Raw genomic sequence first — 24,629 nt, forward strand, 5'->3', positions numbered from 1 at the left:
GCTTCGCTCATCCTCCTGCGAACGGCGGGAGCACCTCGACCGTGCCGCCCTCGGCCAGCCGTACCGTCTCATGCCCGCGGGTGCCCACGGGGTCACCGTCGACGAGGAAGGAGCATCGCAGCAGTACGCGGGCGAGTTCCCCGGGGTGTCGCTCGCGCACCTCGGCGAGGGCCTCGGCGAGGGTGGCCGCGTCGAACGGCTCCTCGGCGATCCCGGCCGCGGCCTTCGCGGCGGCCCAGTAGCGCACCGTGACCTTTGGCATCCGCTTCCTCAATCGATCGGGGGCTGCAACCGCCAGGCTAGCTGTCCTGTGAACCGGCCCAGCGCCCGATGCGGGCCAGGAGGTCGTCGCCGGCCGCGTGCTCGGCGTGGCCCATGCCGGGCTCCAGCCAGAGTTCGGCGTGGTCACCGGCGGCTTCGGCCAGCATGCGGGGGTGGTCGAGGGGGAAGTAGCCGTCGATCTCGCCGTGCACGACGAGGAGCGGGGTGGGCGCGATGCGCGGGACCGCCTCGACCGGGGAGAGCGGGACGGGGTCCCAACCGCCGCGCTCGATACGGGTCTTGAGACCGAGGCGGCCCACCAGGCGGCCCTCGGGGCGGGTCACCAGCCAGTGGAGTTTCCGCATGGGGGCCGTGCCCCGGTAGTACCAGCGGGCCGGCGCACTCACCGAAACCACCGCGTCCGTGTGCGCTTCTGTGCGCCCCCTGCGCCCCTGACCGTCCGCGTCACCCTCCGGGCCGTAGAGCGCCGCGTGCCGCAGCACCACCGAACCGCCCATCGAGAAACCGACAGTGACCACGCGCGCGTGCCCCTGCTCCCGCGCCCAGGCGACCGCCGCGGCCAGATCGAGCACCTCGCGGTCGCCGACGGTGGAGCGTCCGCCGGACCTTCCGTGGCCCCGGAACGAGAACGTGACGACGGCCCCGTACTGGGCGAACGCCTCGACCACCCGGCGCACATGCGGCTTGTCCACGTCGCCCGTGAAACCGTGCGCGACGACGAACACCAGGTCACCGGAAGATGGCGCGGAGGCGTCGTATACGGCCGCTGCCGGGTCGTATACGGAATCGATCGTCACCCCGTCGTCGGTGTGCAGAAACGTCCGCAAAGGTGTACGTCTGATCGTCTCAGAGTTCGGACGAACGGTGGATCGTGCCACATGACCTGCCGTACCAGCGCTCATGTGGGCTATTCTGCTCGACAGAGGACTCGGGCAGCGAAGCCCCCGGGTCCTTTTGTGCTTCCAGGAGCGTTGTATACGAAGCGGTACACCACGGGAAACCACAGGTGGCCGCAGGTCATACAGGGCCCCCGGGACCGCAAACGCTGTGCCGCACGACACACGTCCTCGCAGGGACCGAGGAGGAACCAGACTTATGAGTTCTCTGCTGCTCCTGACCAATGCCCTCCAGCCGTCTACGGAGGTGCTTCCGGCCCTCGGCCTGCTGCTGCACAACGTGCGCGTGGCACCGGCGGAAGGCCCCGCTCTCGTCGACACCCCCGGTGCCGACGTCATCCTCATCGACGGCCGCCGTGATCTGCCTCAGGTGCGCAGCCTGTGTCAGCTCCTCCGCTCCACCGGACCGGGGTGCCCGCTCATCCTTGTCGTCACCGAGGGCGGCCTCGCGGCCGTCACCGCCGACTGGGGCATCGACGACGTGCTGCTCGACTCGGCCGGCCCGGCCGAGGTCGAGGCACGGCTGCGGCTGTCCATGGGCCGCCAGCAGATCGTCAACGACGACTCTCCCATGGAGATCCGCAACGGCGATCTCTCCGTGGACGAGGCGACGTACTCCGCCAAGCTCAAGGGCCGGGTCCTCGACCTGACCTTCAAGGAGTTCGAGCTCCTCAAGTACCTCGCCCAGCACCCGGGCCGCGTCTTCACGCGCGCCCAGTTGCTGCAGGAGGTCTGGGGCTACGACTACTTCGGCGGTACGCGGACGGTCGACGTCCACGTACGACGGCTGCGCGCCAAGCTCGGCCCCGAGCACGAGTCGCTGATCGGGACCGTCCGGAACGTCGGTTATCGATTCGTGACCCCGGAGAAGGGTGACCGGGGCGGCGAGGACGCCAAGCTCAAGGCGAGCGCCGCTCTCGCGGGTGCAAAGCCGGAGGATGCGGACGAGACGGCCGACTCGGCCGCCCTGGACGCGGCCGAGATCCCGGCGCAGGCGTAACCCGCGTCCGGGCAGGGCATCGCTTCCGCACAGCTTCTCGTCACTTCCGCACGGCTTCCGCACAGCTTCCGCACGGAGAAGCTGTGCGGAAGCGACGAGAAGCTTCGAAACGCCCTGCCCAGGGCCGGTCAATCCGCGTAGACTCCGCGCGTGGCCAAGGTGACTCGGGATGACGTGGCGCGGCTGGCGGGTACTTCGACCGCCGTTGTCAGCTATGTCATCAACAACGGACCCCGGCCGGTTGCCCCGGCCACGCGCGAGCGTGTCCTCGCCGCGATCAAGGAACTGGGGTACCGACCGGACCGGGTGGCCCAGGCCATGGCGTCGCGGCGCACGGACCTCATAGGCCTGATCGTGCCGGACGCGCGCCAGCCCTTCTTCGGGGAGATGGCGCACGCGGTCGAACAGGCCGCGTCCGAGCGCGGAAAAATGGTGCTGGTCGGCAACTCCGACTACGTCGCCGAGCGCGAGGTCCACTACCTGCGCGCCTTCCTCGGTATGCGCGTCTCCGGCCTGATCCTCGTCAGCCACGCGCTGAACGACCTCGCCGCCGCCGAGATCGAGGCCTGGGACGCCCGCGTGGTCCTGCTCCACGAACGCCCCGAGGCCATCGACGACGTCGCCGTCGTCACGGACGACCTCGGCGGCGCCCAGCTCGCCGTCCGCCACCTCCTGGAGCACGGCTACGACTACGTCGCCTGTATGGGCGGTACGGCGGACACCCCGGCCGTCGGCGACCCGGTCTCCGACCACGTCGAGGGCTGGCGGCGCGCGATGACCGAGGCCGGTCTGCCGACCGAGGGCCGGGTCTTCGAGGCGCCGTACAACCGCTACGACGCCTACCAGGTCGCCCTGGGGATCCTCTCCGGGCCCCGGCGACCGCCCGCGATCTTCTGCTCCACCGACGACCAGGCGATCGGCCTGCTGCGCGCGGCGCGCGAGCTGCGGATCGAGGTGCCGAGCGAGCTCGGTGTCATCGGCTTCGACGACATCAAGGAAGCCGCCCTCGCCGATCCGCCGATGACAACGATCGCATCCGACCGTCCGGCGATGGCCAGGGCGGCCGTGGACCTCGTGCTCGACGACGGGCTGCGGGTGGCGGGCTCCCGTCGCGAGCGGCTGAAGGTGTTCCCCTCGCGCCTGGTGACCCGGCGGTCCTGCGGCTGCGAAGCCTGACAGGACCACCGGTTCACAACAGTTCGTTCAGAACAGCAGGTTGTACTGGTTGAAGCCGGTACCCAGCTTGATCCGCGTCCCGAAGAGCGCGGTCGTCGCCTTGTTGGTGCCCGGGTAGAGCCACAGCGTGCCGCCCGAGTCACGGGTGATCACATCCGCGATGCCGTCTCCCGTGACGTCACCGTTGGAGACGTACGAGGTGAAGTTCCAGCCGGTGCGGGCCTGGACGCGGGTCTTCCACGGGGCCTTCTCGACCTGCGTGCCCGCGTAGAGGTACAGGACGCCGGAGGAGTTGCGGACCAGGAGGTCGGCGCGGCCGTCGCCGGTCAGGTCGCCGTGGCCGAAGATCTTGACGTTCTTCCACGCCTTGTCGACGACCTTGACCCGGCCGTAGAACTGGCCGTTGCCCTTGCCCGGGTAGAGGTAGACCGAGCCGTCGGCGTCCACCGCGACCAGGTCGGGGCGGGCGTCACCGGTCAGGTCGCCGGGGATCGCGTACGACTTGTAGCCGCCCCACACCGAGCTGATCTGCATCCACGTGAACTCGCCCGTGGAGTGGTTCAGATAGTCGCGGTAGAGGTGGCCGTCCGTCTTGTCGCGGACGATCAGGTCCTGGTAGTAGTCCCGGTCCAGGTCGGCCTGCAGACCCCAACTGGCCGTCTGCCAGCCGCTGCCGAGGTAGGCGCGCTGGGCGAGCGAGGTGCCCTTGCTGTCCTGCTCGAACAGCCCGCCCGAGGGCGTACGGGCCAGCAGGTCGGCGCGGCCGTCGTAGGACAGGTCGGTGTCGTCGATGCGGGGCTGCGCGGCCCAGGCGTAGGAGCCGACCTTGGTGAAGACCGGGTAGGCGCCCTTGGCGGTGCAGCCGGCCACGCCCCAGGAGACGATGCCGATGACCTTGTTGCCGACGATCACCGGGCCGCCGGAGTCACCGTTGCAGGGGCTGGTGGTGCCCTCGTCGGTGCCGGAGGCGGGGGTGCCCGCGCAGAACATCGAGCCCTCGATGAACTCGTCGTCCCCGAGGACCGTCTTCATCGCGCTGTCGCAGGTCGCGTCGTCGACGATCGGCAGCGTGGCCTTTTTCAGGTTCGCGGAGAGCTCGGTGCCGGTGCCGGAGGTCAGGCCCCAGCCGTAGACCGTGGCCTGCGCGCCCGGGGTGACGTACCCGAGGTCGTTCAGGTAGGCCAGCCGCATCCACTGCTGGTCCAGGGGGCGGTCCAGGGTGAGGACCGCGATGTCGTTCTGGGCCGTGGTGGCGTTGAAGCGCGGGTGGTTCCACTGGTGCAGGACACCCGTGACCGTGCCGGACGTGTCGTCGTAGAGACCGGTCGCACCGGCCAGGACGGCACCGTTCTTGACCCAGTCCAGGCCCGCGACACAGTGCGCGGCGGTGAGGACCTTGTTCGGGGCGACGAGGGTGCCGCCGCAGAAGTAGCCGTCGCCGGTCGTGTCGTCGTAGTAGGCGAGCTGGACCATCCAGGGCGCGCTGGAGATCGTGGTCTCCGTGCCGCCGATGATGTACGGCGTCTTGGTCGCCGTCTTCTTGGCGGTCGCCTGGGTCCTGGCCGCGTCGACGACGCGGGAGCGCAGTTCCTTGTCGGAGGCGGTGGGCCGCGGAAGGGCCGCCGCCTGGGCGGCAGCGGCGGCGGACGGCAGTCCGGGCGGGCCGTCGGCCGCGGTGGCGGGCTGGGCCGCGAGAACGCCGGCGCAGCTCAGCGCCAGCGCGAGGGCGGCGGCCGGGAACGCCGTGATGGGGCGTCTCAGTCGGCCGCGCAATGCACGTATCACTCGGGACTCCTGGTGTGGGTGTCGTAGTGGGCCCGAGAAGGGCGTACGACGCGACCACGCAGGGCCGACGACATGCTCTGGGTACGGCGCATGTACCGGCTCTGTTCGCGGAGCCCCCCTCCGGCCCGGAGATCGTAGGCCCCGCCTGTCAACTCACACACCTGTCGCACAGGGGTCACACAAGTATTTGTCCGGCCCGTGCCATGCCCTCACTCCCCCGCAACCTCCCGTTTCCCCGAGTTTCCGGGCCTCCGGCGTCTTTATATCGGGCATACGAGGTTCTGTCGGGCTTCTCAGCGGGGACTCAGGTACCTCTCATGATCGCGCGACAGTCTCTTTTCCATGACCGAGAGCTTCCGCCGCAGCGGCGAGTACGAGACCCCCCAGGGCGACCAGCCGCAGGCGTACCCCCAGCAGCAGCACGCCTCTTCCCCCGTGAACCCGGAGTGGCCGCCCCCGCCGGCCTACCAGCCGGTGCAGCAGGCTCAGCCCGCCCAGCCCGCTCAGCCCTTCGAGCCGGCTCAGCAGCCGGTCACCGTCGAGCCCGGCACGACGGTGTGGCCGGGCGGCCAGACGCCCGCCCCCGAGCCCGCTCCGCAGGCCGCGTTCGGCGCCGACGGATACGGCGGAGCGTACGGCGGTTCGGGGGGCGGCGGGGGCGACACGGCTCTCCTCACCCCCGTCCAGGCGGAAGCACCCAAGCCCAAGAAGCGGACCCGCGGCCCCATCGCGCTGCTCGCCGCCGTGGCGATAGTCGCCGCGGCCGTCGGCGGCGGCACGGCCTACGCCTTCCAGCAGCTGACCGGCAAGGACACCGTCGCCACCTCCAGCACGACCACGGCGGTCGTGCCCTCCAGCAAGAAGGGCGACGTCGCCACCATCGCCGCGACCGTCAGCCCGAGCGTGGTCGAGGTCGAGGCGACCCTGAGCAACGGCACCTCCACCGGCGCGGGCGTGATCATCACCACCGACGGCCAGATCGTCACCAACAACCACGTCATCTCCGGCGCCACCTCGGTCAAGGTCAAGACGAGCGACGGCAAGTCGTACACCGCGAAGGTCGTCGGCACCGACAGCAAGAAGGACCTCGCGCTCCTCCAGCTGGCGAACGCCTCCGGCCTGAAGGCGGCCACCCTCGGCAACTCCGACGGCATCCAGATCGGCGACACGGTCGTGGCGATCGGCTCCCCGGAGGGCCTCACCGGCACGGTCACCAGCGGCATCGTCTCCGCCCTGAACCGTGACGTGACCGTCTCGACCGACGAGAGCCAGAGCCAGGGTTCGGGTTCGGGCGGCAGCGGCCAGTGGCCCTTCCAGTTCGGCGGCCAGCAGTTCAACGGCGACACCGGCTCGTCCACGACGACGTACAAGGCCATCCAGACCGACGCGTCCCTCAACCCCGGCAACTCCGGCGGTGCCCTGATCGACGCGAACGGCAACATCATCGGCATCAACTCCGCGATGTACTCGTCGAGTTCGGACTCCTCGTCCTCGTCGTCCGAGGCCGGAAGCATCGGCATCGGCTTCGCCATCCCGATCAACACCGTCAAGGCGGACCTGGCTTCGCTGCGGGCGGGCGGTTCCGACAACTAGGCCTACGGCCCACCAGCAACCAGTAGGGAGTACGTCATGATCAAGCAGGTTTCGCACACGGTGACCGACACCGGAGCGGCCGGTCTCGGCCTGGCCCTCGGGGTGGCGTACGAACTGCACGCACCGGCGGCCCGGGCACCGGAAGTGGCGCCCGCCCCGGAACTGATGGGGCTCCGCACCAGCGCGGCCCACCCGCACCACCGGAAGGTGCCGCTGAACCGGCTCGCCACGATGCGAGCCTGATCTGCCACCGTACGAGACCGATCTCAGCCGGTTTCTCCCCTCCCCTCCTCTTTACGCGCCAGCCGGGAAACATGCGAGGCTGATTGCGACCAGCCGATCGTTGTCTCCCTGTCCCACCGCACCCGAGGAATCCAGCCCATGAGCCCCGCCGAAGGCGACCGTGACACCCAGCGCATCCTGATCGTCGACGACGAGCCGGCGGTGCGTGAAGCACTCCAGCGCAGTCTGGCCTTCGAGGGATACGACACCGAGGTCGCCGTCGACGGCGCGGACGCGCTGGAGAAGGCGACCGCGTACCAGCCCGACCTGGTCGTCCTCGACATCCAGATGCCGCGCATGGACGGCCTCACCGCTGCCCGCCGCATGCGCGGGGCCGGCACGACGACCCCGATCCTCATGCTCACGGCCCGCGACACGGTCGGCGACCGCGTGACCGGGCTCGACGCGGGCGCCGACGACTACCTCGTCAAGCCCTTCGAACTCGACGAACTCTTCGCGCGGGTACGGGCGTTGCTGCGCCGCAGCTCGTACGCGGCGGCTGCGGCGGCCGGTACGGCCCCCGAGGACGACTCCCTGACCTTCGCCGACCTCCGCATGGACCTCGCGACGCGCGAGGTGACACGGAACGGGCGCCAGGTCGAACTGACCCGCACCGAGTTCACGCTGCTGGAGATGTTCCTGGCGCATCCCCGCCAGGTGCTCACCCGCGAGCAGATCCTGAAGGCGGTCTGGGGCTTCGACTTCGAGCCGTCGTCCAACTCGCTCGATGTGTACGTGATGTACCTGCGCCGCAAGACCGAGGCGGGGGGCGAGCCGCGGCTCGTGCACACGGTTCGGGGCGTGGGGTATGTGCTGCGACAGGGTGGGGCGGAGTGAAGAACGTCCTCAACCCGTTCCTCAACCGGTTCCTCCACCGCTTCCGGACCCTGCCGATCCGGTCCCGACTGGCGATGCTGGTCGCGGCGGCGGTGGCGTTCGGGGTGGCGGCCGTCTCGGTCACGTGTTGGTTCATCGTGCAGGGGAAGCTGTACGAGCAGGTCGACGCTGATCTACGGCAGATGGCGCAGCCGCAGCGGCCCGGTGATGTTGTGGGGTTCCTCCAGAGCTGCCCACAGACCGTCGACAGCACGGAGAGCGACACCACCGACCCCAGCGGCTTCAGCGGGCTCCGGACGCAGACCGCCTATCTCCAACTGGTCAAGTCCAGCGGGAAGTTCTGCGTTTCCTCCGGTTCGGCGGGCGTCGTCAAGGTCACCGGTGCCGACAAGGACGTGATCAAGGACGCGAGTACCCTCACGTCGCTTCCGTCCACCCTCAAGGGGGTGTTCCGCAACGGCGTCGACTCGAAGGGCAACGCCGTACGCGTGCTGACCACGCCTCTGCTCGTCAGGCCGGGCCCGACCCTCCCTCAGCTGTACCCCGACACCGCACTCGTCGTCGCGGTCCCTCTCAAGAGCACCCAGAACACCCTGAACGAACTCGCCCTAGTTCTCCTCCTCGTCTCCGGCATCGGAGTCGTCGGCGCCGGAGCCGCAGGCCTCGCGGTGGCCCGCGCCGGTCTCCGCCCGGTCGACAAACTCACCGAGGCCGTGGAACACGTGGCCCGCACCGAGGACCTGGCCATCCGGATCCCCGTGGACGACGACAGCGAGGACGAAGTCGCCCGCCTGTCCCGCTCGTTCAACTCGATGACAACGTCTCTCGCCAACTCCCGTGAGCTGCAACAGCAACTCATCGCGGACGCCGGTCACGAGCTCCGCACCCCCCTCACCTCACTCCGTACGAACGTCGAACTCCTCACCCGCAGCGAGGAGACCGGCCGCCCGATCCCCCCGGCGGACCGCAAGGCGCTGCTCGCCTCGGTGAAGGCGCAGATGACCGAACTGGCGTCCCTCATCGGCGACTTGCAGGAACTGTCCCGTTCGGAGGGGCAGCGAGGTGAGCGCGTCCAGATCGTCTCGCTCCAGGACACCGTCGAGGCCGCCCTGCGCCGAGCCCGCCTGCGCGGCCCGGAGCTGACGATCACGGCCGACGTCCAGCCCTGGTACGTCCAGTCGGAGCCCTCCGCGCTCGAACGCGCCGTGGTCAACATCCTCGACAACGCCGTGAAGTTCAGCCCCGAGGGCGGCACGATCGAGGTCCAGCTCACGCGCGGTGTCCTCACCGTCCGCGACCACGGCCCCGGCATCCCCGCCGAGGAACTCCCGCACGTCTTCGACCGCTTCTGGCGCTCACCGTCGGCACGCGCCCTCCCCGGTTCCGGCCTGGGCCTGTCGATAGTCGCCCGCACGGTCCAGCAGGCCGGCGGCGAGGTGACCCTGACACACGCGCCGGGTGGCGGCACGATGGCAACCGTACGACTGCCCGGGGCGCCGACTCCGCCGCCGGACGACTCCGCCTCCCAGTAGGCGAGTTGAAAAAGTGTGTCACTTCTGGGGGGAAGTGACACACTTTTCGGGAGGGGGGTCGTGGGCGGCGGTGCGCCATCTGTTCCAACGTCAGGCCTTGCGCCCCACCTCAGCCTTGACCCCGGCCACGAACTCGGCCCAGGTCCCGGCCGAGAGAATCAGCGGACGGGCGGTCGGGGTCTTACTGTCGCGGACAGGGACGAGGCCGAGGCCGGTGTAACCGTCGGCAACCTCGACGCAGTTGTTGTCTCCCCCGTCGCTGTAGCTCGACTTGCGCCAAGCGGCGGTGCTGAGGTCGAGGGTGGATTTCATGCGCCCTCCTGGCCTCGGACCAACTCCACGAACGCAAGCCAGGACCCGGCCGCGAAAACCAGCGGGCGGCCCGACGGGGTCTTGCTGTCCCGGACGGGGACCAGGCCGGTGTAACCGTCGGCGACCTCGACGCAGTTGTTGTCTCCGCCTTGGCTGTAGCTCGACTTGCGCCAGGCCGCAGTGCTGAGGTCAGGGGTGTGCGTCATGACGTCGGTGCTCCTTCAGTACGGCCCGGATGAACGCCAGCGAGTCCAGCGGGGACAACGCCAGATCGCGAAGACGATCGTAGGACAGTCGGCGCCGCAGAACATCGTCTGGATCATCGTCGAGCTGACTACAGTCATCGCCCTCTTCATAAGCGACAGCACTGCCGTCTTTCTGCCAGAGCAGCGTCAGCGACCCCGTCATGTGGTGATGAACTCCCGCGGAGAACGGCAGCACTTGAAGGCTCAGGTTCGGCAACATCGCGACGGTCTCCAGATGAAGCAACTGGTCGTGCCAGGTCTCGGCGCGGGCAGCGGGTCGCCGGAACGCCACCTCATCCATGATGATCCGGACGTCGGGTGCCGGCCTCTGGCGTAGCACGTACTGCCGACCAAGCCGAGCCGCCACCTGTTCCTCGACCATTTCGTCAGCGTCAGCTGTTGTCCAGCCTCCAGACAACACCTCCCGAGCGAAGTCCTCGGTCTGCACAAGTCCAGGTACCGCCGGTGCGAACTTCCACATCACCCGAGCCGTGGCTTCCAGCGCCATGAACCGCTTGTACGGGTCCATGAACGCGTCCAGCCGCGCAGCCTTCCAGTGGCTGACCAGCAGCTCACCGGCCTCGTAATACACATCCAGGTCTTCCATCACCGTCACCTTGGACAGCCGTTCCCCGGACTCCAGTCGGCTCAGGTAACTCTTGTCGTACCCGGTGTCCTCGGCCAGCTGCCCGAGCGACTTCCCCGCCTTCTCCCGCAGATACCGGAGCGTCCGCCCCAGCACCGCGCGGCCCGACTCGCCCTCGGCGTCAACCTGTTCGGTCACGTCACCCCTCCCCGTTGCCCGGGCCCGCAGACAACGCCAACCCTCTTCCGCAGCGTACGCCGCACCAGTGACGATCGATGCACGAACGGTAATCACCGCTCGTCAGGACATCGACAAGGACAGAGGAGCGCGCCGGTATGAGTGAACGCATCGTGGGATTCTGGGAGTTACTCCTCACGGCACTCGTGCACGCCCTGCTCCCTTCCCAGCGCCGCGCCCGCCGCAAACGGCGACTGCAACGGCAACGGCGACGCGCCCTCTGGCTCGCCGTGCACGGCATCGACGTCGGGCCCCGTCGTATCCACGGAGTGGTGGTGCGCGCATGAACACCCCCAACAGCACAAGCAGTGAACGGCAGTTGCGACTGCTGCCCTGGAACACCCCTGACGGCAAGCCCTGTTACCTCAGCACCGATCACGACGGCAGCCGCCTCTCCCTCCTCGCCGACGACATCGAGGCGGCCCAACTCGACTCCGGGAAACAGGTGTTGACCGGAGCCAAGGCAGTCCTCGCAGACCCCAAGGCCGGCGAACGCGCCGTGCGTTTCGCGCTCACCAGGGCGTCCGAGTCACTGGAGGACGTGATCCGCATCGCCGTCAGCCGAGGCGAGCGCATCCCGGATGCGGGCCGCTGACCCCGCTGCAGACCTGCACAGCTCCCTGTCTTACGCTCCTCCTCTGCTGACCGGGGGAGGGTCCATGCACGGGGACGGGGACGGGTACGGGCGCGGCATCGAGCGGGAGTACCGCAGGTGGAGGAAGGCGTCCCGGGCGCGGATGCTCATCATGTGGATCATCATGGGGAACTGTCTGCTTCAGCTGACGCGGCCGGACCACATTCCGGTCCGGTACAAGCTGCTCTGGCTCGTGGTGATCGTGTCGCTCCTCGTCTGGGGTTTCCTCGCCGCGCGGCGAGGTCTCACCTCCGTGGGCGCCGACGGCGTCACCGTCCGCGGTGCCTTCCGCGAGCGCAGGCGGGCCTGGCACGACATCTACGATCTGCGCGTCGAGGAACGTCCGAAGCAGGCCCGCACGGACTTCCGGAAGTGGACCTGGCTCTACGACTACGACGGCCGCAGGTTGCGCCTCCCCAACGTCGACGACTGGCAACTCCCGGATCTCCAGGCCGAGATCGACGATCTGCGGACCGTCGCCGCCGCGCACCGCGGCATGACCTGGGAACCGCGGCCCGAGGTCGAGGCACGGATCCGGCTGCGCGCGGGGCACCGTAAGGCACAGGAGCGGGCGATCACTTGGGCTCTGCTCGCCTTCTTCGCCGGCGGTATCTATCTCGTGTGGGAGGTGAACACCGACGGCGAACCTCACCCCTTCCTCCTGCTCCTCTGCGCTCCCCTCGCCGTCTACGCCCTCCTCCTCCCGTTCTTCCGCCGGCTCGCGTCCCGAGCCCCAGCCCACACATAGCCCCCTGCCAGCCCCGCCACAGTCACCCGTCACACCGTGTCCGAATGGCGCTGGCGCGGAAGATCCTGCTGGCCGACGACGACGCGGACGTACGCGAAGGGCTCGGCCGGGTGCTCAGATTCGAGGGGTACGAAACCGTCCTCGTGGGAGACGGGCGTACCGCCATCGATCTCCTCGGCGTACCGGACGACGCCACCGCGCCCGACCTCGTGCTGATGGACGTCACCATGCCGGAGCTGGACGGGCTCGCCGCCACGCGACGCATCCGCGCCTCCGGGTCCACCGTGCCGATCCTGATGCTCACCGGGCGGACCGCCGTCGGCGACCGTATCGTCGCCCTCGACAACGGCGCCGACGACTACCTCAGCAAGCCGTTCGCGGTGGACGAACTCCTCGCGCGGGTACGGGCGTTGCTGCGGCGCAGCGGACGGCGGGAGGCCGAGGATCCGCCTTCGCCTCCCGAGCTCGGGCTGCTCGCCCTCGACGATCTCGTCATGGACCCGCGCACCCGTACCGTCACCCGCGGCGGCCGGCCGCTCGAACTCACCCGGACCGAATTCCTGCTGCTGGAGTACCTGCTCCACCATCCGGGCACCGTGCTCACCCGGTCCCGGCTCCACCGGCACGTCTGGGGCTTCGACTTCGAGCCCGCGTCCAACACCCTCGACGTCTACGTCATGTATCTGCGCCGGAAACTGGAGAGCCGCGGCGAACCGCGGCTCATCCACACCGTGCGGGGGCTCGGGTACACCCTCCGGGCAACACCCGCCGGTTGACGGCTACTTGAGCGGCAGCCTCAGGATCATCGTCTCGTCCAGGGCAGAGGCCGGGGCCTGCGGCGGGAGCGGACGCAGGATCATCGTGTCCTCCGCACGGTGCCGTCCCGATCCCGATCCCGTGATCGCCATTTCGGGGAGCGGACCCGCAAGGCGTGCGTACGCGCCGCCCCTTGCCACCAGTTCCGCGTGCGTGCCCGTCTCCACCAGGCGTCCGCCCTCCAGGACCAGGATGCGGTCGGCGTCGGGGGCGAGGCTCAGGTCGTGGGTGATCATGATGGTCGTACGGCCGGACATCAGGCGGCGCAGGGGCTGGATCACCTGGCGGGCGGCCACCGAGTCGAGGCCGGCCGTCGGTTCGTCCAGGACCAGGACCGGTGCCTGGCGCAGCATCGCCCTCGCGATCGCGATCCGCTGCAGCTGGCCGCCGGAGAGTGCGGCCGTGCCGGGGGCGATCTCCGTGTCGTAGGCCTCCGGGAGTGCGGTGATGAAGTCGTGCGCCGCCGCCGCGCGTGCCGCTCGCTCGATCTCCTCGTCCGTCGCGCCCGGGCGACCGCACTCGATGTTCTCGCGGATCGTGCCGTTGAGGATCAGGGTCTGCTGGGGCAGCAACGCCACGTTCTCGCGCAGGAATTCGAGCGGTACGTCACGGAGGGGGACGCCGTCCAGGCAGATCACGCCCTCGGAGGGGTCGTAGAAGCGGGTCAGGAGTTTGGAGAGCGTCGACTTGCCCGCTCCGCTCTCGCCGGTGACGATGACCAGCTCGCCGGGGTCCGCCCGGAACGTGACGTTCTCGACTGTGTCGCGGGCCGCGCCGGGGTAGCGGAAGGTCACGCCGTGGAAGCTGACCCAGCCGTGGACGGGCCAGGCGGGGACGGGTTCGCGGGGGTCGCCCACGGACGGGGTGGCGTCCAGGATCTCGTTGATGCGGGCGGCGCCGGCCGTGGCCGCGGTGAGGGTGAGGCCGAGCTGGCCGAGGTTGCGGACCGGGGGGTAGAGGTAGCCGATGAAGGCGGCGAAGGCGAGGAGTGCGCCGAGGGTCATGCGGTCGGCCGAGATCTCCCAGACGCCGAGGCCGATGACCGCCAGTACGCAGAGCGTCTCTACGACCTCCACGAACTGCTCGTACATCTCGCTCAGGCGGGCGCCTCGTACCGATGCCTTCATCCAGGCGCGGGCCTCGGTGTCGAGGCGCTTCTCCTCGTCCCGGCGGCGGTTGTACGCCTGGGTCAGCACGACGTTGCCGAGGGACTCCGCCACCACCGACGTGATCGCGCCGTCCGCGACCCGCTCGTCCTGCGAGGCCTGCTTGATGCGGCCGGAGAAACGGCGGGCGGCCAGCAGGAAGAGGGGGGCCAGGACGAACGTGGCCAGGGCCAGGTCCCAGCGGAGGTACAGGGCCGCGCAGGCGTAGAAGACCGCCGAGAAGGCTGCCGAGATCGTGCCGACCACGCCGGACACGACCATCTGCTCGATGGCCTCGACGTCTCCGGTGAGGCGTTCGACCAGGTCGCCCTGGCGGTGCTTCTGGAAGAAGTGGGGTGGGAGGTCCTGGACATGGCGGAAGACGTTCGCGCGCAGGCGCAGGACGAAGCGTTCGGCGGTCCAGGTGGCGAGGGAGTTGCCGAAGTAGCCGACGAGCGCGCCGAGTACGGCGACGCCGAGCCAGGCGGCGGCCGGGCCCCAGAACGCGGACAGCGAACCGGCCTTGAGGGCGTTGTCGGTGAGCTCCGCGAAGAGCAGGATCGCGGCGGTCTCGGCGAGCGCCGACACGATGACGCACGTGATGATCACCGCGAGCCACTTGCGGTCACCGCGGGTCAGCGGCCAGAAACGGCGGAAGGCCTCACGGGCTTCCCTCATGGTCAACAACTCCCTTCGGACTACGGAACGCGGCCTGGACGTGGCCGAGGCGGGGCCACCGGAGCGAGCGAACTCGCTAACCGGCGGCCCCGCCTCACTGGGTGACGGCTCAGCCCTTGTGCCCGACGGGGCGCTTCGGCGCGGGCTTCTTGGGCGCGGGCTTCTTGGGGGCCGGGGCCGGCTTGCGGTGCTTCTTGACGGGGACGATCTTGTGGAAGCTCATGGTGGGTTCCCTCTCCGGGAGTTCGGCGCTGCGGCCGGGTGGGGGGTGGTGCGGGTCTTCTTCTGCGGCTCGTGGGACTGCTTACTTGTGCCCGACCGGACGCTTCGGCGCCGGCTTCTTCGGCGCGGGCTTCTTCGGGGCCGGGGCCGGCTTGCGGTGCTTCTTGACCGGGACGATCTTGTGGAAGCTCATGACGGGTTCCCTCTCTGGTACGGCTCTCGCGGTGTCTGCTGCGGTTCTGCAACAGTTCCTCTACCGATCTGCTGCAACTGCCTTTGAATTACGCCTGTAAATTCTTTGTCAGCCCTTGTGGGCGACCGGGCGACGCTTCGGAGCGGGCTTCTTCGGGGCCGCCTTCTTGGCTCCCGGAGCGGGCTTGCAGGACTTCTTGATGGGGTGGATCTTGTTGAGGCTCATGATTAATTCCCTCCCTGTTACGACGTCTTATGGACTGTTTACTTGTGGCCGACCGGGCGGCGCTTCGGGGCCGGAGCAGGCTTCTTCGGGGCCTTCTTGGGGGCCGGGGCGGGCTTGTGGTGCTTCTTGACGGGGACGATCTTGTGGAAGCTCATCGTGCTCTCCTTTTACTTCTGTCGTTTGCGCCGTTCGCTTTCGACATGGAAAACACTACTGGACTTCCGGCGCAGGAAAAGCGATTTTCGCTTAGACCTTCCTGAGCGATTGCTGTGGATGACTCTTATGGAATTCGCGGAACCGAAACCGCCCTTACACAGAATTTAGAACGGGAAAACGGAAGGGGCCCGGCGCCGACCTGCGGCACCGGGCCCCCGAGGGGTCGGCTGTTACTGCACGACCGTGATCCGGTTCGCCGCCGGAGGCGTGAGCGGGCTCGCCGCCGACGAGTGGGCCGTCAGGTACTGCGCCAGCGCGCTCAGGTCGTCCGTGCCGACCAGGTCACCGGTGCCCTGCCCCAGCGTCGGGAAGCCGTCGCCGCCGCCCGCGAGGAAGCTGTTCGTCGCGACGCGGTAGGTGGCCGCCGGGTCGATCGCGGCGCCGTTCAGGCGGATGGAGTCGGTGACCACGCGGTCCGCGCCGGTCTTCGTCAGGTCCAGCGTGTACGTCAGTCCGGACGAGGGCTGGAGCACCTTCGGCGCCGCCGCGTTCGTGCCGCTCACCTGTTCCTTCAGCACCTGGACCAGCTGCGCGCCGGTGAAGTTCTGGAGGTTCACGGTGTTCGCGAACGGCTGCACCGTGAAGCCCTCGGCGTACGTCACCACGCCGTCGCCCTCCGCGCCCTTGGCCGCGTAGGTCAGGCCCGCCCGCACCCCGCCCGGGTTCATCAGCGCGAGGTCGGTCTCCGGGTCCAGCTCCTTGCCGTAGGCGAACTGGGCGTCGGCGATGAGGTCGCCCATCGGGGACTCGGTGCCTGTGCTGTTGACGTCGGCGGAGATGTAGCCGATCGCGCGGTTGCCGATGGGGGCCGCGAGGGTGTTCCACTTGCTGATCAGGGCGGTCATGTCGGCGGCCTTGGGCACGGTCCGGGTGACCACGTGGTTCGCGGACTTGACCGCCGTACGGGCGATGTCGCCGGTCCAGCGGTCGTACGTCAGCGTGGTGTCCGTGTAGAGGCGGCCGAAGGAGGCGGCCGAAGTGACCATGCGGGGCTTGCCACTTGGGTCGTTGATCGTGCAGACGTACGCGTTGTGGGTGTGGCCGGTGACGAGGGCGTCGACGGCCGGGGTGACGTTCTTCGCGATGTCGACGATCGGGCCGGAGATGCCGGAGCCGGCGCCGCCCGCGTCGCAGTCGTAGTTGTAGGAGGCGGAGGCCGGGAAGCCGCCCTCGTGGATCAGCGCGACGATCGACTTGACGCCCTGCTTCTGCAGCTCCTTGGCGTACTTGTTGATCGTCTCGACCTCGTCCTTGAACTGCAGGCCCTTGACGCCGTCCGCGGAGACGATGCCCGGGGTGCCCTCCAGCGTGACGCCGATGAAGCCGACCTTGACGCCGTTCTTCTTCCACACCCAGTACGGCTTGAGGATCGGCTTCTTCGTCTTCTCGTCGAGGACGTTGGCCGCGAGGTAGGGGAAGTCGGCACCCTTGAACTTCTTGTCCGTGTAGCAGCCCTCGGTGGGGTGACAGCCGCCGTTCTGCAGGCGGGCCAGCTCCTTGGCGCCCTCGTCGAACTCGTGGTTGCCGACCGAAGTGACGTCCAGGTCAAGCTTGTTGAGGGCCTCGATGGTCGGCTCGTCGTGGAACAGACCCGAGATCAGCGGGGAGGCGCCGACCATGTCGCCGCCGGCCGCGGTGATCGAGTACGGGTTGCCCTTGCGGGCCTCGCGCAGATGCGTCGCGAGGTACTCGACACCGCCCGCGTCGATCGTCTTCGTCGTGCCGTCCGCCTGGAGTTCGGTGACCCGGCCGGAGGAACCGGACGGGGGCTCCAGGTTGCCGTGGAGGTCGTTGAAGGACAGGAGTTGGACGTCCTGGTAGCGGCTGGGCTTGTGCCCGTAGTCGCCGCTGGGGTTTCCGTGCGCGCCGGCGGGCAGCGCGGCGGCCAGCGCACCGGCCGTGGCCAGGCTCGCGGCGGCGGCGAGCAGGCCTGCGACACGGCGTCTGCGCGGGCGGTACGGCTGGGAAGTGGCTGGCATGAGCCCCCCTGTGAGTCGGCTGAGAAGTCACCACGTTGCGGCGCAGCCTAGGGTCAACGCGCGTAGCGTGACAGGGGGTTCTTGGTTACATCCTGGTTTCTTCTTTGCCGCCACTTTGCTGGTACGTCCGCTTACCCTGAGGCCATGACCAGCGACGACACCGCACGGCCCGCGCCCATCTCCCGTTCCATCGAGACCTATTCCGAGCTCTCCCCGGACCAGGCCGGGGCCGTCCTCGCGCTGATCGCCGAGGCCGCCGGGACCGACGGGCAGCCCGCGGTGTCCGAGCAGGGGCGGCTGCAGCTGCGCGGGGGTGCGCGGCCCGGGGTCTCGCATCTGCTGCTCACGCTGGGCGAAGAGCTCGTCGGCTACGGGCAGTTGGAGGACACCGACCCGGTGGAGGCACCGGCCGCCGAACTCCTCGTCCGCCCCTCGCAGCGGGGGCACGGGCACGGGCGGGCGCTCGGTTCGGCGCTGCTGGCCGCTTCGGGCAAGCGGCTGCGGGTGTGGGCGCACGGCGGGCATCCCGCCGCGCGCCATCTGGCCCAGGTGCTCGGGCTCGCGCTGTTCCGCGAACTGCGCCAGCTGCGGCGGTCGTTGGCGGATCTGGAGCTGCCCGAGCCGGTGCTTCCGGAGGGGGTTGCGGTACGGACCTTCGTGCCGGGCGCCGACGACGCGGCCTGGCTCGCCGTCAACGCCGCGGCCTTCGCCCACCACCCGGAGCAGGGTTCCCTCACCCAGCGGGACCTGGACGACCGCAAGGCCGAGGCGTGGTTCGACCCCGAGGGGTTCTTCCTGGCCGAACGCGACGGTGAGCTGATCGGCTTCCACTGGACGAAGGTCCACGCGGAGGAGCAGCGGGGTGAGGTCTACGTCGTCGGGGTCCTGCCCGGTGCGCAGGGCGGCGGGCTGGGCAAGGCCCTGACGACGATCGGGCTTCGGCACCTGGCTTCGCAGGGATTGCCGACCGCGATGCTGTACGTCGACGCGGACAACAAGGCGGCGGTGTCGGTGTACGAGCGGCTGGGGTTCACGACGTTCGAGACGGATCTGATGTACCGGTCGGAGTCGTGAACGGCCGAGTCACGAGGGGCTCGGTCAGGACGGGGTGAGCCTCAGCCGCCTGCGCCTCACCGGTTCCGGCCCGCACGACGCCCACACCAGCGCCGCCCCCGCCAGGACGAACGCCCAGTGCTGATGGCCCGTCGTCCACCACTTGTCCTTCGGCATGGCGAACAGGCCCCAGCTCTCCGGGAACAGCAGGGCCGCCGCCATGGACGTGGCGAGGAGGGCGATCGCGAGCCGCTGGCCCGGTTCCGCCTCGTCGGTGAGGCGGATCGCGGCGGCCGAGGCCGCGAGGGCCACGAGCGCCGCCGCGGCGGCCTCCAGGGTGATGTCACCGACCGGGGGCCGTGCCTGCGCCGGTATCAGCAGCACGGCGGCGGTCCACCACAGCGCGGCGAGCGGGGCGACCAGCGCGGTGCGCAGGGCGGCCCGGAGCATACGGCGGGTCGGGACCGCCACGGTCACCTGGCGGGCCGGGTCGTCCAGGAGGAAGGTCAGGCCCAGGGCGAAGCTGAGCACGGCTCCGCGCAGCAGGATCAGGGCCGACCGCGGGTCGAAGTCGGCCGAGGTGAGGCGCGGCAGCGCGGCCAGCAGCAGTCCCGCTGCGGCGCCCGCGCCGAGGGCCCGCCAGGGCATGGCGCGCAGCACCGGGCGCGCCAGCTGCCCCAACACCCCTGTGGTCACTCGCACTTGTCCGCTCCCGTCGGCGCCTTGACGCCCAGCAGCTCGGCCACCTTCGCCGTGGTCACCTTGGGTGCCGTCAGCTCCGCCCAGTGCGCCTTCACCTTGGGGGTGACGGTGTTCTGCCCGGCTGCCAGCAACTCCCGTACGACCGTGGTCTGTTCGGCCGTCATCGACATCGGGTCGGTCGGCGAGAGCACGATCGCGGAGCCGCTGATGCTGTCGTCGAGGCGGACCGCGCGCAGCTGGGTCAGCGGGTCGGACTGCCAGCCGACGGCCAGCCACATGATGGTGACCATGCGGCCGTCGCAGAGGGACTCGGTCGCCTTCTCGCTGCCCGTGACCAGCACGGAGGAGACGGCGGCGGCGAACTCCGGTACCCGGGTGCCGCCCCAGCGGGTGCCGACGGTCACCTGGTAGGGCACGGTGGACGGCTGGATCGCGCCGTCGCCGTCCATGCCGTAGCGGGCATCCACGCGCTGCCGTACGAGCAGCTTCTCCTGGGCGGCGGTGCCGCCGGCCAGGGACTGGACGTGGTCGGTGACCTCGGCCCAGGTGCCGGTGCGGGGCAGCCACTCGGGGAACGCGCAGTACGTGGAGTTGCCGTGCCGGGCGCAGGACTGGACCTTCGCCGGGTTGACGGTGGCCAGCACCCGGGCGGCGGTGGTCGACTTGGACACCTTGGCCGCCTGGCCCACCGCGCCCCAGGTGCCGAGGCCGACGGCCACGACGAGCGCGGCGGCGACGGTCTTCGTACGACCGCCGTTGACCAGTACGGCCGCCAGCGCCAGGGTCAGTGCGAGTCCGAACAGGTAGAGGGCGTGCCAGACGGCGGGGCGGCCCAGCAGGTCGGAGGGGAGCGTCTTGCTGCTCGCGTCGCCGATGACCGGTACCAGCCACCGTGTCGCGCTGCCGTTGCCGTCTCCAGGGACCGCCCCGAGGAAGAGGGTCGAGAAGAAGGCCAGCACCAGGAGCATCGGTGCCGCGAACGGCGACCGCACGATCCGGGCCAGCAGTACTCCGCCCGTTCCGGCGAGCAGCACCGTGAGCGGTCCGACGAGCAGTTCGCCGACCGAGCCGTGGCCGACGGAGCCGGGCGCGAGCACGCCCCAGGTGAACTGCGCGGCCACCAGCAGCGCGGTGAGTCCTACGGCGGGTACGACAGAGAGCACGAACGCGACCGTACGGCGCCAGGGTTCGAGGACCAGCACGTCGAAGTGCCGGTCGGTGTCCTGGCGTCGGGAGCGCAGCACGGCCTGGTTGGCGCAGAGCAGGACGGCCAGGGCGGGCAGCAGCGGGCCGGTCTGGGTGGCGCGGTCGACGTCCTGGAGGGCCGGGTAGCTGGTCCAGGCGTCGCGCATGGTCCAGCCGATCCAGGCGGCGTAGAGGACGAACATGAGCAACACCGGGAGGCGCAGCAGGAGTTTGCGGGCCTCGAAGAGGGCCAGCGCCAACACCGCCGCCCAGGAACGGCGTTGCTCGTCGGCGCGTTCGGCCAAGGGTGCCTTCTTCTCCAGTACGGCGCTCATGCCGCCACCTCCGCGGCCATGCCGTCGAGGGTGATCAAGTAGCCGTCCTCCAGGGTGGGTTCGACGAGTTCCGCGCCGGGGGGCGGGTCGCCGACGTTGCGGAAGGCGCCGAGGCCGGTGCGCCAGCCCGCCATCGCGGCCGGGTCGCGTTCCGTACCGCTCCACACCCGGCCGGCGGCCCGTGCGGTGAGTTCGGCCGGGGTGCCGTCGAAGCGGACGGTGCCGCCGGCCATGACGACGACGCGGTTGCAGAGCATCGCGACGTCCTCGGTCTGGTGGGTGGAGAGCAGGACCGTGCGGCCCTCGCCCGCCCTCGCGATCAACTCCCGGAAGCGCATGCGCTGTTCGGGGTCCAGTCCGACCGTCGGCTCGTCGAGGACCAGGAAGCCCGGGTCGCCCACGAGGGCCGCCGCGAGCGCGACGCGCTGCCGCATGCCGCCCGACAGCTTCTTGATGCGCTTGCCGCGCACGTCGGAGAGGTCGACCTCCGCCAGGACCCGGCGCACCTCGCGGTGGCGTCCCTCGCGGTCGGTGAGTTCCTTGAGGATCGCGACGTAGTCGACGAACTCGAAGGCGGTGAAGTCCGGGTGGAAGCCGGGGGTCTGCGGGAGATAGCCGAGGACGCGCCGCACCTCCTGGCGTCCGCCGGTGGTGCCCGGGTCGTGGTCGAGCACGGTGAACGTGCCCGAGTCGGCGGGCAGCGCGGTGGCGAGCACCCTCAACAGGGTGGTCTTTCCTGCCCCGTTGGGGCCGAGCAGCCCGGTGACGCCCTCGCCGAGCCGCAGCGACACGTCGTCGAGGGCGTGCGTCGAGCCGTAGCGCAGGCTGAGCCCGGCCGCGGAGACGGTGGTGGTCATGTACGGAACTCCAGTCAGGGTTCGAGAGGTTCAGATGAGGGGCCCGAAGGCGACGGGACGCGTGTCGAAGCGGTCCCGCAGGAGATAGAGGAGCCCGGCGGCGAGTCCGGCCACCGCGGCGGCCACTGCCTGCCCGGCCGGGGTGAACGGTGCGAGCGTGCCGCGGTGCAGGTTGTTGGCCACCAGCAGGAACGCCACCCAGCCACCGCCGACCAGGGCGGGCGCGAGTACCGGGCCCAGGCGCGGGATCAGCGCCAGGCCGGTCGTGGTGAGGGCGAGGGCGGGCAGCAGCCAGGCCAGGGCGCGCAGCCCGTACCCCGGCAGGGCCAGGGTGGCCAGGCCGTTGAGGCCGAGACCGGCGACCAGGACGGCGACCGTGCGGATCATCAGGAGACGGAAGCCGTGCAGCGGGGCGACGACCGTCATCTCGTACGTCGGGTCGAACTTCGGACCGTAGGACAGCGCCACCCCCGCCAGTGGCAGCAGCGGGGCCAGGCCCAGGAAGAGGGTCGGGGAGGCCGTGTTCTTCAGGGAGTTGGTCACGAGCACCGTCATCACGAGCAGCGCGACCACCGCGCCCAGCCACGAGCGGCGCAGCACCGGTGTCGCCGCGAGCAGCCGTGCCGTGTGGTCGGCGACACCGATCCGCACGAGCAGCGACTCCACCAACCCCCTTTTCGGGGCGTCGAGTTCGGCGTCCAGCCGCTCCCAGCCGGCGTCCAGCGCGACGGGGTCGGTGACGGACGCCAGCAGGTCCCGGCACTCGGCGCACTGGGCGATGTGGGTGTCGGCGGACCAGAGCATGGGCGGTGCCAACTCGCCCCGCGCATAGGCGCGTACGTCGTCTTCGGCCACATGCCAGGTCATGCCAGCTCCTCCCGCAGTTGCTTACGGGCCCGCATGGCCCGTGTCTTGACCGTGCCGGCCGGGATGCCCAGCAGGACGGCGGCCTCCCGGGTGGTCAGCCCGTCGATCACGGTGGCCTGGAGGACCGCCCGCAGCTCGGGCGAGAGCCGGACCAGTGCGCCGGCGAGGTCCCCGTGCTCCACCCCCGCGAGCACGCGCTCCTCCGCCGACGCCTCGTCCCGGTGCCGCAGCCGCGCCAGCGCCTGCCGCATCCGGCCGCGCGCCCCGTCGCCGCGCAGCACGTCGATCAGCCGCCGCGACCCGATCCGCCACAGCCACCCGGCCACATCGCCGTCCTCGCGGTAGCGGGCACTGCCGCGCCACACCGCGAGAAACGTCTCCTGTACGACGTCGTCGACCATCCCGGCGTCGGCGCACCGGCCGCGCAGCCGCGCGGTCAGCCACGGCGCGTACCGCCGGTACAGCTCCTCGAACGCGCGTCGGTCGCCGTCCGCCGCGATGGCCCGCAGCAGCTCCCCGTCGCTTCCCGTATCGCTCACATCTCCTCATCGCACGAGCCCCGCCGATCGGTTCACGGACCGGCGCACAGATCTGTCTTGACTTTCGCACCCCTCCTGCACCACCCTTTCACTACTCAATTAGTGAAAGGGTGGTGGAACCCCAGTGGTCGAGTACCGCATCGACCGGCACAGCGGCGTGGCCACCTATGTCCAGATCGTCCAGCAGACCAAGCAGGCGCTGCGGCTGGGAATGCTGGAGCCCGGCGACAAGCTGCCCACGGCCCGCGAGGTCGTCGAGGCCACCGCCATCAACCCGAACACCGTCCTCAAGGCCTACCGCGAGCTGGAGCGCGAGGGGCTGGTCGAGGCCCGCCGCGGCCTCGGCACCTTCGTCCGCAAGGGGCTGAGCACCACACCCGCCGACTCGCCGCTGCGGCTGGAGCTCGACGACTGGGCCGAGCGGGCCCGGGCCGCCGGACTCGGCCGGGACGACGTCGACGCCCTCTTCACCGCCGTACTCGAAAAGCACTTCCAAGGAGAACCTTCATGACAGGCACCGCCGCGATAGAGGCCGTCGCGCTCGGCAAGCGGTTCGGCCGGCGGGGAGGGTGGGCGCTGCGGGACTGCGCGTTCCGGCTGCCCGCCGGGCGCGTCTGCGCGGTCGTCGGCCCCAACGGCGCGGGCAAGTCCACGCTCCTCGCCCTGACCGCCGGGCTGCTGGCCCCCGGCGAGGGCGAGCTGTCCGTCCTCGGCGGACGGCCGGGCGCGGCCCGCGAGCGGGTCTCCTACGTCGCTCAGGACAAGCCCCTCTATCCGCAGCTCACGGTCGCCGAGACGCTGCGCATGGGCGCCGACCTCAACACGGACCGCTGGGACGCCTCCGTCGCCGAACGCATCGTCGCGGACGGCGACCTCAACCCGAAGTCGGGCATCCGGGCCCTCTCCGGCGGCCAGCGCACCCGCGTCGCACTCGCCCTCGCGCTGGCCAAGCGGCCCGAACTACTGCTCCTGGACGAGCCGATGGCCGACCTGGACCCGCTGGCCCGGCACCAGATGATGGGCCTGCTCATGGCGCAGGCCGCCGAGTCCGGCACCACGATCGTGATGTCCTCGCACGTGGTGGCCGAACTGGAGGACTCCTGCGACCACCTGCTGCTGATCGGCGACGGCAAGGTCCGCATCGCGGGCGAGATCGACGAACTGCTGGCCGCGCACCGGCGGGTGTCCGCGCCCGCCGACACCGTGCTCGACGCGCACACGGTCGTCGAGTCACGCACGACCGGCCGCCAACTCACGGCCCTGATACGCCCCCTGGCCCCGCTCGCCGCCGACTGGCGGACCGGCACACCCACGCTGGAGGAGCTGGTCCTCTCCTACCTCCGCAACCCCGAGGCCCCCGTCACCAAGACCCCGGAGACCGTCGCGTGACCGTCCTCGCCACACCGCCGGCGCTCACCGCGCGCCCGGCCCTCCCCTCCCCGCTCCCGACCCTGCGCCCTCTGAACGATGGG

The 24,629-nt window shown here is 70.1% G+C and carries 26 protein-coding genes; 13 read left to right on the forward strand and 13 right to left on the reverse strand.

The features are described from left to right. Window positions 1-7: 7 nt before the first annotated feature. Together OC490_RS31905 and OC490_RS31910 are read right to left on the reverse strand one after the other, a co-directional pair. Window positions 8-262, reverse strand: coding sequence for a MoaD/ThiS family protein (locus OC490_RS31905; RefSeq protein ID WP_019073733.1), 255 nt, complete (start codon window positions 260-262; stop codon window positions 8-10). A gap of 37 nt (window positions 263-299) precedes the next feature. Beyond that, window positions 300-1,184 carry an alpha/beta hydrolase gene (locus tag OC490_RS31910; RefSeq protein WP_262061488.1) on the reverse strand — a complete coding sequence of 295 codons (885 nt, stop codon included), beginning with the start codon at window positions 1,182-1,184 and terminating at the stop codon, window positions 300-302. Window positions 1,185-1,377: 193 nt separating this feature from the next. Between OC490_RS31910 and OC490_RS31915 the strand changes: the two genes are divergently transcribed. Further along, complete coding sequence (locus tag OC490_RS31915) at window positions 1,378-2,178, forward strand: winged-helix domain-containing protein (protein ID WP_262061489.1); 801 nt, start codon at window positions 1,378-1,380, stop codon at window positions 2,176-2,178. A 150-nt stretch (window positions 2,179-2,328) separates the two neighbouring features. After that, on the forward strand, window positions 2,329-3,354 hold the full coding sequence (locus OC490_RS31920; RefSeq protein WP_262061490.1) for a LacI family DNA-binding transcriptional regulator: 1,026 nt from the start codon (window positions 2,329-2,331) through the stop codon (window positions 3,352-3,354). Between the two features lie 27 nt (window positions 3,355-3,381). Here OC490_RS31920 and OC490_RS31925 read toward each other — a convergent pair whose 3' ends face one another. After that, window positions 3,382-5,139, reverse strand: coding sequence for a trypsin-like serine protease (locus tag OC490_RS31925; protein ID WP_262061491.1), 1,758 nt, complete (start codon window positions 5,137-5,139; stop codon window positions 3,382-3,384). A 342-nt stretch (window positions 5,140-5,481) separates the two neighbouring features. Between OC490_RS31925 and OC490_RS31930 the strand changes: the two genes are divergently transcribed. From OC490_RS31930 to OC490_RS31945, 4 genes are all read left to right on the forward strand, one after another. Further along, window positions 5,482-6,732: a S1C family serine protease gene (locus tag OC490_RS31930; RefSeq protein ID WP_262061492.1), complete on the forward strand. Its 1,251-nt coding sequence runs from the start codon at window positions 5,482-5,484 to the stop codon at window positions 6,730-6,732. A gap of 36 nt (window positions 6,733-6,768) precedes the next feature. Beyond that, on the forward strand, window positions 6,769-6,975 hold the full coding sequence (locus tag OC490_RS31935) for a hypothetical protein (RefSeq protein WP_262061493.1): 207 nt from the start codon (window positions 6,769-6,771) through the stop codon (window positions 6,973-6,975). A 138-nt stretch (window positions 6,976-7,113) separates the two neighbouring features. Beyond that, window positions 7,114-7,851, forward strand: a complete 738-nt coding sequence (locus OC490_RS31940; RefSeq protein ID WP_019073726.1) for a response regulator transcription factor — start codon at window positions 7,114-7,116, stop codon at window positions 7,849-7,851. Between the two features lie 74 nt (window positions 7,852-7,925). Continuing rightward, a complete protein-coding gene (locus tag OC490_RS31945; protein ID WP_262061541.1) occupies window positions 7,926-9,383 on the forward strand; it encodes a sensor histidine kinase in 1,458 nt (485 codons plus the stop codon). Between the two features lie 90 nt (window positions 9,384-9,473). Here OC490_RS31945 and OC490_RS31950 read toward each other — a convergent pair whose 3' ends face one another. From OC490_RS31950 to OC490_RS31960, 3 genes are read right to left on the reverse strand one after another with little or no spacing between them, the layout of a single operon-like run. Next, the gene (locus tag OC490_RS31950) at window positions 9,474-9,695 is read right to left on the reverse strand and encodes a DUF397 domain-containing protein (protein ID WP_262061494.1); all 222 of its coding nucleotides are present in this window, start codon (window positions 9,693-9,695) and stop codon (window positions 9,474-9,476) included. Beyond that, window positions 9,692-9,901 (reverse strand): DUF397 domain-containing protein, encoded by a 210-nt coding sequence (locus OC490_RS31955; RefSeq protein ID WP_262061495.1) that lies wholly within the window; start codon window positions 9,899-9,901, stop codon window positions 9,692-9,694. Before OC490_RS31955 ends, OC490_RS31950 begins: the two co-directional genes overlap by 4 nt. Then, window positions 9,885-10,724, reverse strand: coding sequence for a helix-turn-helix domain-containing protein (locus tag OC490_RS31960; protein WP_262061496.1), 840 nt, complete (start codon window positions 10,722-10,724; stop codon window positions 9,885-9,887). The genes OC490_RS31955 and OC490_RS31960 overlap by 17 nt, the downstream gene beginning before the upstream one ends. 137 nt (window positions 10,725-10,861) lie before the next feature. Between OC490_RS31960 and OC490_RS31965 the strand changes: the two genes are divergently transcribed. The 4 genes from OC490_RS31965 (at window position 10,862) to OC490_RS31980 (ending at window position 12,921) form a co-directional block, all read left to right on the forward strand. Then, window positions 10,862-11,050, forward strand: coding sequence for a hypothetical protein (locus OC490_RS31965; RefSeq protein WP_262061497.1), 189 nt, complete (start codon window positions 10,862-10,864; stop codon window positions 11,048-11,050). Then, the gene (locus OC490_RS31970; RefSeq protein ID WP_262061498.1) at window positions 11,047-11,358 is read left to right on the forward strand and encodes a hypothetical protein; all 312 of its coding nucleotides are present in this window, start codon (window positions 11,047-11,049) and stop codon (window positions 11,356-11,358) included. The genes OC490_RS31965 and OC490_RS31970 overlap by 4 nt, the downstream gene beginning before the upstream one ends. A gap of 64 nt (window positions 11,359-11,422) precedes the next feature. Continuing rightward, window positions 11,423-12,145, forward strand: coding sequence for a PH domain-containing protein (locus OC490_RS31975; RefSeq protein WP_262061499.1), 723 nt, complete (start codon window positions 11,423-11,425; stop codon window positions 12,143-12,145). A gap of 44 nt (window positions 12,146-12,189) precedes the next feature. Further along, window positions 12,190-12,921: a response regulator transcription factor gene (locus OC490_RS31980; RefSeq protein ID WP_315986716.1), complete on the forward strand. Its 732-nt coding sequence runs from the start codon at window positions 12,190-12,192 to the stop codon at window positions 12,919-12,921. Window positions 12,922-12,924: 3 nt separating this feature from the next. Here OC490_RS31980 and OC490_RS31985 read toward each other — a convergent pair whose 3' ends face one another. Together OC490_RS31985 and OC490_RS31990 are read right to left on the reverse strand one after the other, a co-directional pair. Then, window positions 12,925-14,784: an ABC transporter ATP-binding protein gene (locus tag OC490_RS31985; protein ID WP_262061500.1), complete on the reverse strand. Its 1,860-nt coding sequence runs from the start codon at window positions 14,782-14,784 to the stop codon at window positions 12,925-12,927. Window positions 14,785-15,810: 1,026 nt separating this feature from the next. Continuing rightward, complete coding sequence (locus tag OC490_RS31990; RefSeq protein WP_262061501.1) at window positions 15,811-17,619, reverse strand: bifunctional metallophosphatase/5'-nucleotidase; 1,809 nt, start codon at window positions 17,617-17,619, stop codon at window positions 15,811-15,813. Window positions 17,620-17,763: 144 nt separating this feature from the next. On the opposite strand from OC490_RS31990, the gene mshD reads away from it, so the two are divergent. Beyond that, complete coding sequence (gene mshD, locus OC490_RS31995) at window positions 17,764-18,693, forward strand: mycothiol synthase (RefSeq protein WP_262061502.1); 930 nt, start codon at window positions 17,764-17,766, stop codon at window positions 18,691-18,693. 24 nt (window positions 18,694-18,717) lie between these two features. Here the strand turns inward: mshD and OC490_RS32000 are convergent, their stop codons facing one another. From OC490_RS32000 to OC490_RS32020, 5 genes are read right to left on the reverse strand one after another with little or no spacing between them, the layout of a single operon-like run. Beyond that, a complete protein-coding gene (locus OC490_RS32000) occupies window positions 18,718-19,374 on the reverse strand; it encodes an ABC transporter (RefSeq protein WP_410099202.1) in 657 nt (218 codons plus the stop codon). Continuing rightward, entirely contained in the window at window positions 19,365-20,894 is a 1,530-nt protein-coding gene (locus tag OC490_RS32005) for an ABC transporter permease (RefSeq protein WP_262061503.1), read from the reverse strand. The genes OC490_RS32000 and OC490_RS32005 overlap by 10 nt, the downstream gene beginning before the upstream one ends. Further along, a complete protein-coding gene (locus tag OC490_RS32010) occupies window positions 20,891-21,751 on the reverse strand; it encodes an ABC transporter ATP-binding protein (protein WP_262061504.1) in 861 nt (286 codons plus the stop codon). The genes OC490_RS32005 and OC490_RS32010 overlap by 4 nt, the downstream gene beginning before the upstream one ends. 30 nt (window positions 21,752-21,781) lie before the next feature. After that, complete coding sequence (locus tag OC490_RS32015) at window positions 21,782-22,618, reverse strand: zf-HC2 domain-containing protein (protein WP_262061505.1); 837 nt, start codon at window positions 22,616-22,618, stop codon at window positions 21,782-21,784. Continuing rightward, window positions 22,615-23,157, reverse strand: a complete 543-nt coding sequence (locus OC490_RS32020; protein WP_019064514.1) for an RNA polymerase sigma factor — start codon at window positions 23,155-23,157, stop codon at window positions 22,615-22,617. Before OC490_RS32020 ends, OC490_RS32015 begins: the two co-directional genes overlap by 4 nt. 124 nt (window positions 23,158-23,281) lie before the next feature. On the opposite strand from OC490_RS32020, the gene OC490_RS32025 reads away from it, so the two are divergent. Together OC490_RS32025 and OC490_RS32030 are read left to right on the forward strand one after the other, a co-directional pair. After that, window positions 23,282-23,668 carry a GntR family transcriptional regulator gene (locus OC490_RS32025; protein WP_262061506.1) on the forward strand — a complete coding sequence of 129 codons (387 nt, stop codon included), beginning with the start codon at window positions 23,282-23,284 and terminating at the stop codon, window positions 23,666-23,668. Further along, window positions 23,665-24,546 (forward strand): ABC transporter ATP-binding protein, encoded by an 882-nt coding sequence (locus OC490_RS32030; RefSeq protein WP_262061507.1) that lies wholly within the window; start codon window positions 23,665-23,667, stop codon window positions 24,544-24,546. Before OC490_RS32025 ends, OC490_RS32030 begins: the two co-directional genes overlap by 4 nt. Window positions 24,547-24,629 lie beyond the last annotated feature (83 nt).

This window comes from Streptomyces sp. STR69, assembly GCF_024519455.1.
Lineage (GTDB): Bacteria > Actinomycetota > Actinomycetes > Streptomycetales > Streptomycetaceae > Streptomyces.